14 protein-coding genes are annotated in these 15,116 nt (G+C 50.8%); 3 read left to right on the top strand and 11 right to left on the bottom strand.

The window, feature by feature from the left end:
* Positions 1-41 precede the first annotated feature (41 nt).
* Positions 42-1,091 carry a selenide, water dikinase SelD gene (gene selD / locus AC0YOB_RS04595; protein WP_475791750.1) on the bottom strand — a complete coding sequence of 350 codons (1,050 nt, stop codon included), beginning with the start codon at positions 1,089-1,091 and terminating at the stop codon, positions 42-44.
* 159 nt (positions 1,092-1,250) lie between these two features.
* Here selD and AC0YOB_RS04590 point away from each other — a divergent pair, with 159 nt between their 5' ends.
* A complete protein-coding gene (locus tag AC0YOB_RS04590; RefSeq protein ID WP_475791749.1) occupies positions 1,251-2,318 on the top strand; it encodes a permease in 1,068 nt (355 codons plus the stop codon).
* Positions 2,319-2,512: 194 nt separating this feature from the next.
* Here AC0YOB_RS04590 and AC0YOB_RS04585 read toward each other — a convergent pair whose 3' ends face one another.
* From AC0YOB_RS04585 to AC0YOB_RS04560, 6 genes are all read right to left on the bottom strand, one after another.
* A complete protein-coding gene (locus AC0YOB_RS04585) occupies positions 2,513-4,120 on the bottom strand; it encodes a gamma-glutamyltransferase family protein (RefSeq protein WP_475791748.1) in 1,608 nt (535 codons plus the stop codon).
* 120 nt (positions 4,121-4,240) lie between these two features.
* A complete protein-coding gene (locus AC0YOB_RS04580; protein ID WP_475791747.1) occupies positions 4,241-4,888 on the bottom strand; it encodes a FusB/FusC family EF-G-binding protein in 648 nt (215 codons plus the stop codon).
* A 278-nt stretch (positions 4,889-5,166) separates the two neighbouring features.
* Positions 5,167-5,826 (bottom strand): peroxiredoxin-like family protein, encoded by a 660-nt coding sequence (locus AC0YOB_RS04575; RefSeq protein ID WP_475791746.1) that lies wholly within the window; start codon positions 5,824-5,826, stop codon positions 5,167-5,169.
* Positions 5,827-5,979: 153 nt separating this feature from the next.
* On the bottom strand, positions 5,980-6,948 hold the full coding sequence (locus tag AC0YOB_RS04570) for a helix-turn-helix domain-containing protein (protein ID WP_475791745.1): 969 nt from the start codon (positions 6,946-6,948) through the stop codon (positions 5,980-5,982).
* 93 nt (positions 6,949-7,041) lie between these two features.
* Complete coding sequence (locus AC0YOB_RS04565; protein ID WP_475792302.1) at positions 7,042-7,362, bottom strand: MmcQ/YjbR family DNA-binding protein; 321 nt, start codon at positions 7,360-7,362, stop codon at positions 7,042-7,044.
* Positions 7,363-7,452: 90 nt separating this feature from the next.
* Positions 7,453-8,328: a putative RNA methyltransferase gene (locus tag AC0YOB_RS04560; RefSeq protein ID WP_475791744.1), complete on the bottom strand. Its 876-nt coding sequence runs from the start codon at positions 8,326-8,328 to the stop codon at positions 7,453-7,455.
* A gap of 337 nt (positions 8,329-8,665) precedes the next feature.
* On the opposite strand from AC0YOB_RS04560, the gene AC0YOB_RS04555 reads away from it, so the two are divergent.
* Positions 8,666-9,529: a pentapeptide repeat-containing protein gene (locus AC0YOB_RS04555; RefSeq protein WP_475791743.1), complete on the top strand. Its 864-nt coding sequence runs from the start codon at positions 8,666-8,668 to the stop codon at positions 9,527-9,529.
* Between the two features lie 77 nt (positions 9,530-9,606).
* Here the strand turns inward: AC0YOB_RS04555 and AC0YOB_RS04550 are convergent, their stop codons facing one another.
* Both AC0YOB_RS04550 and AC0YOB_RS04545 read right to left on the bottom strand, forming a co-directional pair.
* Positions 9,607-10,395 (bottom strand): aminoglycoside adenylyltransferase domain-containing protein, encoded by a 789-nt coding sequence (locus AC0YOB_RS04550; protein WP_475791742.1) that lies wholly within the window; start codon positions 10,393-10,395, stop codon positions 9,607-9,609.
* Positions 10,396-10,487: 92 nt separating this feature from the next.
* Entirely contained in the window at positions 10,488-10,739 is a 252-nt protein-coding gene (locus tag AC0YOB_RS04545) for a hypothetical protein (protein WP_475791741.1), read from the bottom strand.
* A gap of 225 nt (positions 10,740-10,964) precedes the next feature.
* Between AC0YOB_RS04545 and AC0YOB_RS04540 the strand changes: the two genes are divergently transcribed.
* Entirely contained in the window at positions 10,965-13,034 is a 2,070-nt protein-coding gene (locus tag AC0YOB_RS04540) for a methyl-accepting chemotaxis protein (RefSeq protein WP_475791740.1), read from the top strand.
* Positions 13,035-13,149: 115 nt separating this feature from the next.
* Here AC0YOB_RS04540 and AC0YOB_RS04535 read toward each other — a convergent pair whose 3' ends face one another.
* Positions 13,150-14,160, bottom strand: a complete 1,011-nt coding sequence (locus AC0YOB_RS04535; protein WP_475791739.1) for a zinc-dependent alcohol dehydrogenase family protein — start codon at positions 14,158-14,160, stop codon at positions 13,150-13,152.
* A gap of 138 nt (positions 14,161-14,298) precedes the next feature.
* Positions 14,299-14,970 carry a thioredoxin domain-containing protein gene (locus AC0YOB_RS04530; RefSeq protein ID WP_475791738.1) on the bottom strand — a complete coding sequence of 224 codons (672 nt, stop codon included), beginning with the start codon at positions 14,968-14,970 and terminating at the stop codon, positions 14,299-14,301.
* Positions 14,971-15,116 lie beyond the last annotated feature (146 nt).

Below are 15,116 nucleotides of genomic sequence, written 5' to 3'. Positions count from 1 at the left end.
AGACCCCTTCATGCTGTTCGATTTGTACTTACTTAATAGCATTAAATAACGACAATGCGGCCAGCGCCTCCGGCCCCTGCCTCTCCGATAATGCCCGCTTCGACCCCCGCTGCCTTGAGCTCTTGCAGCATCTCCTCTGATTGTTCAGCCGCCACAGCGATCAGGAGACCCCCCGATGTTACAGCATCGCAAAGGATCCAACGGTCGATCTGATCCATTGCTTCGGGAAATGCAACATCATTTTCGATATAGGCAAAATTATTTTTAGTGCCGCCCGGAACAAATCCGGCTTCAGCCAGCTCTCTGACCCGGGGAAGCAGAGGAACCGCTTCTTTTTCGATGGTAATCCCGACTTCGCTGCCTTTTGCCATTTCCAGGGCGTGTCCGATCAGACCAAAACCCGTTACATCCGTACACGCACTCACGTCATATTTGCTCATAATCTCGGCTGAGGATTTATTCAGTGTGGCCATAACGCGGGTAACCCGCTCAACTTCTTCGGCACTCAACTGATCTTTCTTGATTGAAGTCGTCATGATGCCCACGCCAATCGGTTTGGTCAGAATCAGCTTGTTCCCAGGCTTTGCGCCTGTGTTCGTTTTGATCTGATCAGGATGGATGAGTCCGGTTACCGCAAGACCGAATTTAGGCTCTTTATCATCAATTGAATGTCCGCCAACAAGCGTAGCGCCGGCTTCTTTCACTTTATCTGCAGCTCCGCGGAGGATCTCCGCCAGAATTTGTTTATCCAGCGTAGCAATCGGGAATGCAACGATATTTAACACCGTTAATGGTTTCCCGCCCATGGCATAGATGTCGCTTATTGCATTTGCCGCGGCAATTTGTCCGAAGGAGTAAGGGTCATCCACAATAGGAGTAAAAAAATCCACCGTTTGAACCAATGCCAGTTCATCGCTTATTCGAAATACACCGGCGTCGTCGCTGGTCTCGATACCAACAAGCAGATCAGGGTTGCGCTCTGCCAGGGGGAGGCTCCCGATGACTTGCTTCAAGTCAGCCGGTCCTATTTTGCAGCCGCACCCGCCCTTACTCGATAAGGAGGTTAATTTTACGGTATGATTGGTATTCATTATATTCTTCCCTTCTCTAACATCTGTTTGTGATGATCTATATCATAAATGGTACCTGAATGGGCAAGAAAAACGCAAATGCAGATATCCTGCCCTCTCCTTATTATATGATATAATCCAGTGTAGTCATATGAACCTTATAGAATACTGGAGGATAACATGTCAACAATCAGGAATTCGAGTTTACGCACACCCGTCCACACCCGAAAAACATGGATGATGATTAGTTTCTTTATCGTGATTACCATCGCCGGATTAACCTATGTAAAATGGGCGCCGTATTATCATAAGGCGATTTCAGCGGCAGATACACATTCGATCGGCTCATCCATTCTGAATGGCTTTCATGCGGATGACACTGTTTCGATATGGCAATCTGCCGCAACATACGCGATGACTTATTTTAAAGCGGTCTGGAAGGCGGCCCTGCTGGGGATGATCGTCGGATCGATGATCCAGGTGCTGCTGCCGGCGAATTGGCTGCTTAAGCTGCTGGGCCGGGCTTCTTTTAAAAGCACCTTGATTGGCGGGGCCTCGTCTCTTCCCGGTATGATGTGCTCGTGCTGCGCGGCTCCTATTGCATCAGGGATGCGCAAGCAGCAAGTGTCCGTCGGAGCGAGTCTGGCTTTCTGGATGGGTAATCCCCTGCTTAACCCGGCTACACTTATTTTTATGACTTTCGTTTTATCCTGGAAATTTACTATTCTCCGTTTGGTTTTCGGTATTGTTATCACCTTCGGCATCAGCTATCTGGCAAACCGTTTCGCCAAACCTGATAACAGGACCGATGAATTGATTTCAACTCATCTGCCTTCAGTGGAAGCCGACAACCGCCCGCTTTGGTCGCGCTGGATTACAAGCTTTGGACGGATGCTCATTCAAGTTATTCCGGCCTATCTAATTTCAGTCTTTATTCTTGGCATTTTGCAAAGCTTTATGTTTCCCGAGTGGTTGAATGCAGGCTTCGCAGCGATAATCTTCTTTGCTATCGCCGGGACGTTTTTTGTTATCCCAACAGCTGCCGAAATTCCAATCATCCAATCCTTTCTTTCTTTTGGAATAAGCTCAGGCGCCTCAGCGGCGCTGCTGATTACCCTTCCGGCAATCAGTTTGCCTTCATTGCTGCTCGTCTCCAGAGCCTTTCCGCAAAAAGTGCTCATATTCGTAACGTCCTCGGTTATTGTTTTAGGGATAATATGCGGATGTGTCGGAGCTTTGTGGCTATAGCCGAGGCCGGTCAAGCAGCCGTATATCCGTTATCACAGTCCTTTGTCATACAAGGGGCAATCCGCTGATAGATTCATATCCGCCCCTGCCGGAACAGAGGAGGACCGCCGCCTTATCAGCGGCGGTCCTCCTCTGCACACCGGCAAGTCAAGTATGCAGCTCCAGCTTAAACTAAGCAATCAACATGGCCCCGTTCACCATACGCTCACGGCTCCATCAGTTCTTGGTTCCGTACCTCCCACCAAAATACCCTCCGGCGTTCTCCAAATAATCTGTCCACGGCCGAATCCCAGACTTGGGGCATATTGGATCCGATGACCCATTCGTCCCAAAGCACCCGCCATATGTTCGGGAAATGAATGCTCCAGATCCACCATATTGCCTTCCTTCCACTGCCATCTCGGAGCATCCAGGGCAGCCTGCGGATTCAGGTGGAAATCGATGGTGTTCATCACGACCTGCACATGCCCCTGCGGCTGCATGAACGCTCCCATGACCCCAAACGGCCCAACAGGCTGATTGCCTTTTGTCAGGAAGCCGGGAATGATCGTATGATAGGTTTTTTTCCCGGGTGCCAGGCTGTTGTCATGTGCCGGGTTCAGCGAAAAAGTATGACCGCGATTCTGCAAGGCGATTCCCGTTCCCGGAATGACAATCCCTGAGCCGAATCCCATGTAATTGCTTTGGATAAAAGAAACCATGTTCCCTTCCCCGTCTGCGGTGGACAAATAAACCGTCCCGCCTTTGGGTGGGCTGCCCGGCTCCGGAAGCAAGGCTTGTCCGCCAATCAGCTTCCTTCTCTCATCCGCATAAGCGTCCGATAACAAAGCCTCGACCGGCATTTTCATTTTGGTGGAATCGGTTATATATTTCAGCCCATCGGCAAAGGCAAGCTTGATGGCCTCGATCTGCTTGTGATACGTGTCCGGAGAATCTCTGGATGTGAATTCAAAGCCTTTTAATAAATTAAGAGCCATGAGTGCAACGATTCCCTGACCATTGGGCGGTATTTCCCATACATCGTATCCCCGGTAGTTTACTTTGACCGGTCGTACCCATTCAGGCTTGTAGCCCGCCAAATCTTCTTTCGTCAGATAACCGCCGTGCTTCTTAAAGAAGGCATCGATCTTCTCGGCCAATTCGCCGCGGTAAAATGCTTCGGCCTTCGTTTCGGCAATTAACTGCAGGGTAGCCGCATGATCTTCCGATTTCCAGACTTCACCGATCCTTGGGGCTCTGCCCTCCGGCGCGAATGTCTGAAACCAGTTTGCATATTCTTCTCCCTTCACATTTCTACTGTAATTATTGAACCCGTTGCTCCACCCTATCCCCAGAGTCGGGGTAACGGGGAAACCGTTTCGGGCATAATCAATGGCAGGCTGCATCACTTCGCTGAATGGAAGTTTTCCGAACCGCCCGGATAATTCCGCCCACGCGGCAGGCGCCCCGGGTACAGTTACCGGCACCACCCCATATGCAGGCATTTCCGAAAACCCTGCCTTGAGCAGGGCTTCGATGGATATGCTGTCCGGGGCAGGTCCGCTCGCATTTAATCCGTGCAATTCGCCATTCGTCCAGACCAGAGCAAATGCGTCAGAACCGATTCCATTCGAAGTAGGCTCAACCACCGTCAAACAAGCCGCGGTCGCTACAGCCGCATCGATGGCATTTCCCCCTTTTTTTAGAATGGCAAGCCCCGCCTCTGCCGCAAACGGCTGCGATGTAGCCACCATGCCATTCTTCGCGAACATGGCATTTCTTCGGGAAGGATACGGATAATAAGCTGAATCAAAATCCATCATAATAACAACTCCTTCTTTTCCCAATTTTGAGACCTATATAGGATCATACCATCTCAACCTTAAAACCGCGTAAAGAAAAAACCGGCTGCCCTTTGCAGGCAGCCAGGTTCGTGAAGAGGGTCATCTTTTAACCGAATCAATAAATTTCTCCAGAAATGCAACATCCGTAATGCAGGTATTGCAGTGATGATTGTTCAGGCACAAATAATTGCCGAACGCCTTGTAATAATCCGGAGATGATTTCGCCGGTCTTGTTTTGACTGAATAAAAGGCAAGTTCTTCATAATTGTTGCATAAGAAGCAGTAACTCTTCTTATTGGTGGGCGTGAATCTGCCTTCGACACCAATGAATTGTCCCTCTGCATGATAAACAATGAACAATTTATCCGTCGAAATGTCCGTCCAGCTCAGATAGGTCAAATACCTGAAATCAATCTGCGACAAATCAGGAAGCTTTAATTTTTTGTTCTTGGGAAACAGCTTCTGAATCTGCTTGCTCGTAATCTGCGGAAATTCGACTATATACGGTTCCAATGAACCCAGAAAATTCTGAAAATCCTCCGCTGTTGCTAGTGTCGGGAATTTCTCCAGCAGTTGTCGCTGGCTGTCGGTCAGGTCCGGAAACAGCTCGAATATTTTGGCTTCTGTACTGTCCCGTACCGATTCCAGCACTTTCAGATCAGAAACGGTTCGCAGAGCCTGCTTCAGCAGTCCGGCTTGCTTCTTGATCACATTATATTGATGGTTTCTAATAAATGGTACACGCATTGATGCTCAGCTCCTTATTTATAGTGAATGAAAATAAGGTAGCAAAGCCCATTATTAGAAACGATAGATGCTGGTTTGGGCGATGTTGTTATTCGTTATCGCGCCTCACGCAAAGTATCGCCCTGTAACAGGCTTTGCATGAGTGAAGCCAATCCGGCAATCTCTAATTGCCATCCATACCTACCCCCATCTTCCTAAAGTTGATACCAGTATAAAGGAAAATCCCCCTCGGCACAATTCATGGCGGTCACGCTGATCCGTTGGCAATTCCACTCTTCCTATAAGTAGCGCAGAAGGTCCAGTACCTCACCAGGCTCCATCCGTGACCGGTAATCCGGATTCACGCTCGCCAAACGGATTATGCCCTGCTGGTCGATCAAGTAGGTTGCGGGAACGGGAAGCTCCCAGGAATCGTCTCCGTTAAAGGCATCCGGAGAAAATCCGAGTGACCGATAAATGCCGCGCAGCCCATCCGCAAGCTTGAATTTAAGCTGGTACTTCTCTGCCGCCTGATTACGCAAATCACTCAATATGTGAAAGCTTAATTCGTTCTTTTCCTGCATGCTTAACGAATGATCCGGAGTTTGCGGACTGACCGCCAGCAGCCGGGCGCCGGCTTCACGAATGCTGTCCATGATTCGCTGGTATGCCCTGAGCTCCAGATTGCAGAACGGGCACCATGCTCCGCGGTAAAAGGTAAGAATAACAGGACCCTTCGCGATTTCATCAGATAAGGTGACGCCGATGCCTGTTTGATTGCCCAAGGTGAAGTCAGGGGCCTCCGCCCCCACCGCCAAGCCCTTGGCGATACCCGATTCCCGGAGCTCCCGGACCGATTGCTCGAAAGCCTCCACGACCTCCTTCGGAAGAACCTCCCTGCCATGTCTGGCCATGGCTTCCAGCTCATTTTGCAATTTCTGCTCCTGTCGGTTCGTCATTGTTCATCTCTCCAATCCGCTTATATGCTTTCAAGCGTACCAGTCCTCCTAATCAAGCCTCTACCGCTGGACGGAGCCCGGTGCTGGTTAGCGGGATTATCCGCAGCATATACGAAAAAAAACCACTCCGAAGAGTGGTTGGAGAAAAACGGTTTATGAACGCCGAACGAATTCGCCGGGGTTGACGCCATACTTTTCCCGAAATGCTTCCGCAAAATAGCTGGGATTCGAATACCCCACCTCGCAAGACACCTCGATCACGCTGGTGCTGCCACTGCGGAGCAGCCGGTACGCTTTCTCCAGTCGTTGCTCCCGCAGGTAACCGAACACCGTGCTGCCGTACATTTCTTTGAAGCCGGTTTTTAATTTATAATCATTCAGGCCGATCAGCCGCGACAGCTCCATAAGCGACGGAGGCTCCGCCATCCGCTCCAGAATGATCTCCCGGGCATCTTCGATCTTTGTCCTGTCGGTCTTGGACAGTTTGGTTGAAGGCGGTTTGCCGTCCAGTAAGAAAGAGCCGAACGCCGAAGAGATCAGCTCAAGCATTCTGCACTCCAGCTCAATATTGCGTACAGCCTGACCTCTGGCGGCTTGCAGCATATGCCTCAGGAGGATAATCGTCGCCGGATCTATGGTCTGCTGGAACATACGGTACGGCTTATCACCGATGATCCGGTCAAATTCGAATGATCGCGCACCGCCTGCCTCTTCCATAAAGTGATGAAAGGTTGAAACAGGGATGCCGATGCTTAACATTTGAAAAGCTTGATCCCCGCCAAAATGCATGCTGGCCTTCGCAGGATTGACAAACTGCAGAGTGTAGCTGCCGGGGGCTACCTCAAACTCCGCGCCGGAGACCCGGATTTCTCTGGCGCCCTGCAGGCAGTAGCTCAACTCCACCATTGCTGCTTCCGTGTGAAGATCCACGGTATGATTGCGGTTCAGCCTGAACTCCGCGATAGCCACTCCCAGGTCGTTGCGCGGCACCAAGCGATGAACGGAGCCCTCCCCCATCTGCGGATGGAGCTTCATCCGCTCCGTCCGGTTATCCGTCTGCCTGTACAATTCAAATCCGTCGAAGAAATGATTGAAATTTTGATGAAAGTCGGTACTGCCCATCGCTCTCCCACCCTCATGAAAATAATAATCAATTATACGCGCTTGCCAGCCGGATGACCACATAGGTTAAAGGATTGCAGTCCATCAGGAGGGTCATGGATTTTCCCGGTTCCCGTCGTCAGATCTGTATCCGTCCAGCAGCTTTTTCGGCGCACAGCTCCTCCATGCCTGTTCCAGAAGCTCTTGCAGCTCAGCCGGCTCTATAACCGGCAGGTTAACAAGGACGTATGGATAGTTCCGGTAATGATCCGTAATGTGAAAAACATCTGGATTTACCTGCATCAGAATATCCCTGGCTTCAAAGTCCGTTCTCAGAACCAGCGTTTCCCCGTCTTCAAGCAGCCGGGCAAGCAATTTTCCACGCACCCGGAATGCCGGAGTCCCGTAGGCTGAACCCTCCTCCACTCCAGGCAGTGCAAGAGAGAACGTGCGGACTGTCTTGAGATAAGCCGATTGATGAATAATGATCCCCTCCTAAAATAGAATTCATCAAGCCCTATGAAACTATTTCTTTCCAATCAGGATGGTCAAGTCAATCGTGATCTCAGTCATATTCATTTCAGGAATTTGCTGCAATCGTTCCAAGGCAGTTCCCCATGAGAGCGGGGTCATATGGAGCAGCGGCTCAATAAGAGTATTATCCATGGGGAACCGATACCGGACCCGCTCCATGTCCATACGCGTAAAATGCTCCCTGAAACGCTCAATCGTGCTGTTGTTTGAATACGGCAGTTTCTCCGGCTTATGGGACAGGAAGTCTCTCAATTCTTGAAGATATTCCCGTTCCGGGATTACCTTGATGACAACTCCGTCGTCCGACAGCATTCTCTTGAATTCGGCGTAATTGGATGGCGACAAGATGTTCAGGATAAAATCGAATTGTTCATTGGCAAACGGACATTTCGCGATATCCGCCACGCACCAGATCAGATCCGGATATTCTTTCGAGGCGCTGGAGATACCCTCTTTGGAAAGGTCCATGCCTACGCCCAATAGATCAACTGGGAGGTTTCGTGCCAGCTTCCCCTGAATGCTGTGCAGATGAGAGCCTTCTCCGCATCCGGCGTCCAATACACGAACCTGACTGATTGCCGTATTGAGCACGGTACCCATCCTGCTGCTTATCCGTTCATTCAATGGCTCGAAAAAGCCGCTTCTGCAAATCGTCCTTCTGGATTCAAACAGGCGCTTATTGTATTTTGTTTTGTAACCTTGGAGAGCCAAATTTATATATCCCTGCTTCGAAAGATCAAAACAATGCTGATTGGAGCATATCAAGCTCCTGGAATGTACCATTCTCATTGGACTGTGGCAAACCGGACATCTGAAAATGCCTTCATAGGCCGAAATAAGACCCGCATGTATACTGTTTTTGGACACAAAAAAGCACCCCGTTCATTCGTAGTCGGTGAATGAAAGAAGGTGCAGTCAAATAAACCCAACCCATTTTCCTTAAAAATGGCTGAGATTCACTGATCTGCACCTCACATTACCGGTAACGAATGAATTGGATGATCATAAAAGTTACTCTCCTGTCAAGTTATGTGGGAGACTTCCCCGCCACTTATTATAACAGATTTATGCCGCCGCCCGGAATGATTGTCCATCAAGCACTGCTTCTGCCGGAATTTCCCGGGGTACAAGCATTGACGGGAAAAATATTCAGTACTAGTATAAAAGAATTGAGAAAAAATTATGAAACGAAGGAGTCCGTATCTTGTCAGAGAACCTTGAATATCCAGGACCGCTGCAAGGCGGTAACCGTCTTCATCTGCAAGCGGACTGCGAGAACTGCTTTGGCTTATGCTGCGCGGCGCTGCCCTTCGCAGCTTCCGTAGATTTTGCGATAGACAAAGATGCCGGACAGCCCTGCCCGAATCTGCAAAGCGATTTCCGCTGCGGCGTCCACAAGAACCTCAGGCAGCTGGGCTTTCGCGGCTGCACGGTGTACGACTGCTTCGGCGCGGGGCAAAAGGTTTCCCAAGTCACCTACCGCGGACGTGACTGGCGGCAAGCACCGGAATCCGCGCAGCAAATGTTCGAAGTGCTGCCGATTATGCGGCATCTCCATGAGCTGCTCTGGTATCTGACCGAAGCGCTGGCGCTGCAGCCGGCCCGCCCGATCCGCGGCGAACTCAGCTCCGCGCTCCGCGAGACCGAACGCCTCACGCTTCTTAGTCCCGACTCGCTTCTGGAGCTGACTGTGGCGGCACACCGGGCAGATGTGAACGCTCTGCTCCTGCAGACCAGCGAGCTGGTGCGGACAGAAGCCCGCCGCCAGCAGAAGAACCCGCCAAAACGCCAGAAGGCTTATGGACGGGGCGCCGACCTGATCGGGGCGAAGCTTAGAGGAGCCGATCTCAGAGCAGCCAACCTGCGCGGCGCCTACCTGATTGCCGCTGATCTGCGAGAAGCTGACCTGAGGGCTGCCGACCTGATCGGCGCTGATTTCCGGGACGCTGACCTCCGGGGAGCCAACCTCACCGGGAGTATCTTTCTCACCCAAGCCCAGCTTAATGCGGCGAAGGGCGACGCCAATACCAAGCTGCCGCCGCTGCTCACACACCCCGCGCACTGGTAAGCTTGCGATGCATCAAGACGGGCGAAGGCAGCAGCAGTCCCCCGGACTGGACATGTCCGTCCCCGTCAACCAATGATTTAGAGATTCCCATCCCCGTCAAACAGCAGCCTGCATTGATCGACCGCAAATTCTACGAATTCCCGTGTTTGCAGCAGTGCTGCCCCCTCTTCCGCCTCAGGGGATTCCCGCCATACAAGCGCTTGCTGGACAAATGGTTTCCACTGCGGCCATTCCTCCTGCGCCCATAACGCCGCCTGTTTCTTGGAAGCGTGCTCTCCTGTTTGCAGCGTATAGCAGGAGCGGCACATGGTCAGGATTGCATAGGCTTGTGCCCCGCGGCGGGACTCCAGATCCTTGATCCTGCTCCGCCAAGCCATTGCGTTCATGTAGATGTTGGATAGAAATTCATCTCTGGAAACCGGACCGATGATGGTTTCTGCCGGAGGTCCGATGATAACACGGCCATATTCACGCACCAGGTACCAGTTTACAAGCCATGCCGCTCCCGCCTCTTTGAGGTGAAAAGGTTCACCCGGACTGATGATGCCAATCATGCTGGAGCGGGTGCGGAAGGTTTGCAGCGCGGCTAAACTAAGGTAAGCGACCTCAATCCGGTCATCCCAGTAGCCGTGGCTGCGGGCAAAGTCCTGATGCATCCGGCTTACTTTGTCCGCTTCAGCATTCTCGAGCCCTGTGGAAATAACGGCCAACAAATCAATATCGCTAACCTCGGCATCAAAATCCCCGCTGACCAGAGAGCCGTACAAATACAAACCGACGAGCTTACTGCCTAAGACGCGCTGCATTTCAGATAGAAGCTGTCCGATCACTTGATTAACCTCTGAATACGGTGTTGGAGCATGCACAGCCAGCCCTCCTTCATTTCCTCTGCTTCCAAAATAACGAGATAAATTATCTTTACGATAAGCGGCAACTGTAAGCAGCAGCGGCAATCCAGCTATTGTCCGCAAGCCGCCGGACCCATGCTGAATGCAAGACCCTGCCAATTGAAATCCCCACGATCTCTTCCGAGGCGGTTTGCGTGAGCAATATCCCGATAACGCCGAAGCGCGGCGCGGTCGTCCAATTGCCCGGTATCCTGGCCCAGATGCTCGGACTGAAGCTGGCAGCGCAGCTCGCGCACCATCGGCAGCTTGGCCGAACCAGATATTTGCGGTTTTTTTACCTGACTCGATTCTCTCCCTATCATCTTATCCTATGAAATTGCCATATTTCTACCCTTCTATATGAGGGATTCCGGGAGCAATCCCGGAGCATCCAAAGTCCTGAATATAGATATTATCTATAATTATATCTATAAAATTAGATTTCTTTTTACACAAACAACCAAAATATTTAACACCTCTCATATAATTCGGCGTTAATCTAGGAAATAGGAACTACATAAGCAGATGAAAGTGAGGCTGTTAGCTCTATGCAATCCCAAGTGCAATATAACGTATTCAGATCGGTTGGCGCCAAGCTGTTCCTTTTTCTGTTCTCCGGCATAATCATAAGCGTTCTGTCTGTAGGACTCGCGGCTTATGATATTTCCGAAGGGATCATTGAATCCCAGGTATACTCCGCCGGACAGCAGACCCTTGAACAAACCTCCGATAAACTGAATGTCGTCCTTGGCCAATTCGAGGCATTGGCACAGCAGCTCGCCATCGATCAGGTCGTCCAGCAGCAGATGGATGTCCTTCTTAAGGACAGGCAAAGCTCCTATGCCGTGTTCCAGGTCTTCACCTCGCTTATTGAACGCCTGCAAACCTATGCCATGAATAATACAGCCATTACGGACAGCTACCTGATTCCCGTCAACGATACGATTACCGGCAATCTGGCAGCAACCTCCTCTCCGATCATCGGTACTTCCTCTATCCTGCTGGATCACATCAAGGAGCAGCCCTGGTACCAATCTGTCATTGAGGCAAAAGGAAATCCGGTGTGGATTCCCGTTGCCCCAAGCGTACCCGAGAATATATCAAACTCCTCGCAAGCAGGGCGTACGATTGGCGTGGCCCTCCTGCTGCAAAGCTCGGCGAGCAAGAAGGACACCTTCATCCTGCTGATCGAGCTCAGACTCAGCGACATCGTAAAATGGTTTGAATCGGTTTCGATCGGCAGCGGCGGCAAAATGTTGATTGTCGATGCGGACAATCATTATGTGTACACTCCCGCTGACCAGTTAATTGGACAACCATCCGATATCGGAACCGGCAATAATCAAACAGGAGTAACGTTTCATACAGAAGATGGCCGGAAGCTGGTCACCTATTCCGGATTGATCAAGCTGAACAACTGGCATTTAATCGGAACCGTTCCCTATAAGGAGTTGATGAAAGGAGCCGATCAGATTGCCTGGTTAACCTGGGGGATTGCGGGATTGGCCGCTCTTCTGGCACTCGGAATGAGCTGGCTGGCCGTCAGGCTTATCGCGGCGCCTCTCGCAAAGCTTCGGGATCTGATGATTGAAGGGAAGAAAGGCAACTTAAGCGTGCACTCCACGATTCGCTCCCGTGATGAAATCGGTCAGCTTGCCCAAAGCTTCAACGATATGATGTCCCAAATCGGCGGCCTCGTCGGAGAAATGAAAGTCTCCGCACAGGAAGTATTCGATTCCTCCGCTTCTCTTGTGGAGGTGGCGGACAGAACATCCCACTCCGCTAATGAAATTGCGGTATTGACAGGAGAGATAGCCGCTGGAGCAGTCAACCTTGCCTCCGAAGCGGAATCCGGCAGCAATCTGGCCCAAAATCTTCAGAAGCAGATGACGCTTCTTCTCGAATCCAAAACTCAGATGGAAGCAGCCGCTTCGGATGTGTCGGCAAAAAGCGAGCAAGGCTCCTCCTTCATGATCGCATTGATGGCAAATACAGATATTTCGGAGAATAAAATCCGCATTATGGCTGACAAAGTGACTCAACTGGAAAAAAGCACTCTCACTATTCGCAGCATTCTCACATTTCTGAATCAGATCACGAGTCAAACCACGATATTGGCCCTTAATGCATCAATCGAGGCATCCCGTGCCGGAGCTTCAGGAAACGCGTTTCGGGTTGTAGCGGGCGAAGTGGGTAAGCTTGCGGAGAGCTCGAAGCGATTTATTGAGCAGGCGAACGAAACGACAGACGGGATCGAACAGGAAATACTTCAAACGGTCAGACTGTTCGCGGACATCTACCCCCTGTTCACCGAGCAGGTCGATTCAGTGAAAGAGGCCGCCCGCAGATTTCTGGAGGTTCGAACGCTGATCGGAGAGCTGTCCCGGCAGCTACACAAGGTAACCTCTTACATTGAATCCCTGGATCTGACCCAGTCTCAATTAACGGAAACTGTGGGTAATGTAAGCGCGGTGGCCGAACAATCATCAGCAGCAACGGAGCAGGTCGCATCTGCCAGTACGGGTCAGAGCGTTGTGAGCGAAAGCTTGTCGTCACAGTCCGTCAAGCTGCAGCAGGTGTCGCAGCGGCTGGAGAAGGCGCTGTCCCAATTTTACTAGAATTTACAGGCGGCTTTATTCGGACAACCGCTTCAACGCAAATAAGGGGCCCTGCTGACCCCTTATTTAATCCTATTGTTTTAACTTATCCTAGACGGCAGGAATGGCAAAACGATCAGGAAATGCGGATGACGATTTTACCGAAAGCTCCGCTGCTCAAATGCCTGTAAGCCTCAATCGCTTCCTCAAATGGATAAACGGTGTCAATCACCGGCTTGATTTTGTACTCATCGAATGCCAGATTCATCTTCTCCAGCGCTTGACGATGTCCGACCAGAATGCCCTGCACCTTGGCCTGCTTGGACAGCAGCGAGAACAGGTTGACCTCGGCCATCATGCTTTTCAGAAATCCGATAATATAGATATATCCCTGCGGAGTAAGAGCGTCGATCGAACGATTGATGCTGTCGCCGCCCACGACCTCTAGGATATGCTGAGCACCTTTACCATCTGTTAGCTTCAGCACTTCCTTTTCCCAATCCGGCGTCGTCACATAATTGATAATATCCGATGCGCCCAAAGCTTTTACCCGCTCACCCTTCGCATCGCTGCTGGTGGTGGCAATAACCCGCGCACCCAAAGCCGCGGCGATTTGCACGCCAAAAATCGATACGCCGCCCGTGCCTTGTATCAGCACGGTTTCGCCCGCCTGCAAATTGCCGTATTCCACCAAAGAAAACCAGGCCGTGAGCGCGGCAATCGGCAGCGTCGACGCTTCTTCGTCCGTCAGGTTGGAAGGCGTCAATACGGCCGCGTCCTCTTCCAAAATCATATATTCCGCGAGACCGCCGTCATTCGGTCCGCCAATCGCATAGGGGGCATCATTATCGTTCGGAGCCCCTTCGATCCATTTAGTGTACAGATGGGATATGACCCGGTCGCCTGCCTGAAACCGCGTCACCTCCGAGCCAATCTCCTCAATAACCCCGGCTGCGTCGGACACGGGCACAAATTTCTTGCTCATCATATCCGGCAAATAAATACCGTCGATAATGGCTTTATCCCGAAAATTGAGCGATACGGCCTTCACCCGCACCAGCAGCTGTTTTGGACCCGGCTTAGGGGTGCCGATATCCACCAGCTTAAGATTTTCCAAACCGATGCCTTGCTTTTGCCATGCTTTCATTTTATAATTCCTCATTTCATTTATTGAGTTAATATACTTATTATCGTACCATATTGCCGGAACGAAGCACAAAACAAATAAGCCCGCCGTATAGGCGGACTATCGCCGGCGGCATGATGATGATCGCTGCTTTCTATCCTATTGTCCGTCCTCTATAAGCTTGACCAGAGTATCATAATCAAACGGATTCTGCAGCTTCACATTATTCACGATAATGGTCGGAGTCTGCTCGATCTGAAAGTCTTGCACGAGCTCCTGGTCCCTGCCCACCTGCGGCAATGTCGCCTGCATGTCCAAATCTTGCTGCAGCCTGGCGACATCGATCGGCGGCTCAATCTTATTTGCGATCTCCAATATTTTGTCCGGCGTTATCCAGGGCGCGTCATGATTGTCGGTCGGCTGCGCCCGAAACAGGGCTTTGTGAAACGGCCAGAAGCTTTCCGGATTTTCAGACCATACCGACTCGCCTGCCATGGCTCCCAATTGCGATTCCGCTCCATGGAACAGGACATTGATATAGGAGAATTTCACGATTCCCGTATCGATATAGTCTTTTTTCAGCTTCGGATAGATTTGATCCGACCATGCTTTGCAGGATGGACATTTATAATCTCCAAATTCCATGATGGCAACCTTGGCATCCACGCTGCCTTCAACGGGTTGATTGGCTATATCCGGAGCGGAAGCCAGAGATTCCGTCACTTCAGCCTTCCTGGAGGCTTGATTCAACACAACCAGCAGAGCACATAGAACTACAATGACTAGTGTAAACAGAACCAGATTTTTTGGTCCTTTCTTGGCTTGAGCCATATGAACATTCCTCTCCTTGAATATAAAGTGCAATAACCTGATAGGTACCGGTTCCTTTCCTATTATTCTAGGAACTGTAGTTTAATTCGTGACGCTTTACCTTTTTCCTTTTGCCTATGAATAAAATCCAATAATCTGTCATTATT

The sequence above is a fragment of the Paenibacillus sp. JT31N17 genome, from assembly GCF_056269255.1.
This window is presented reverse-complemented; position numbering and strand designations above follow the sequence as displayed.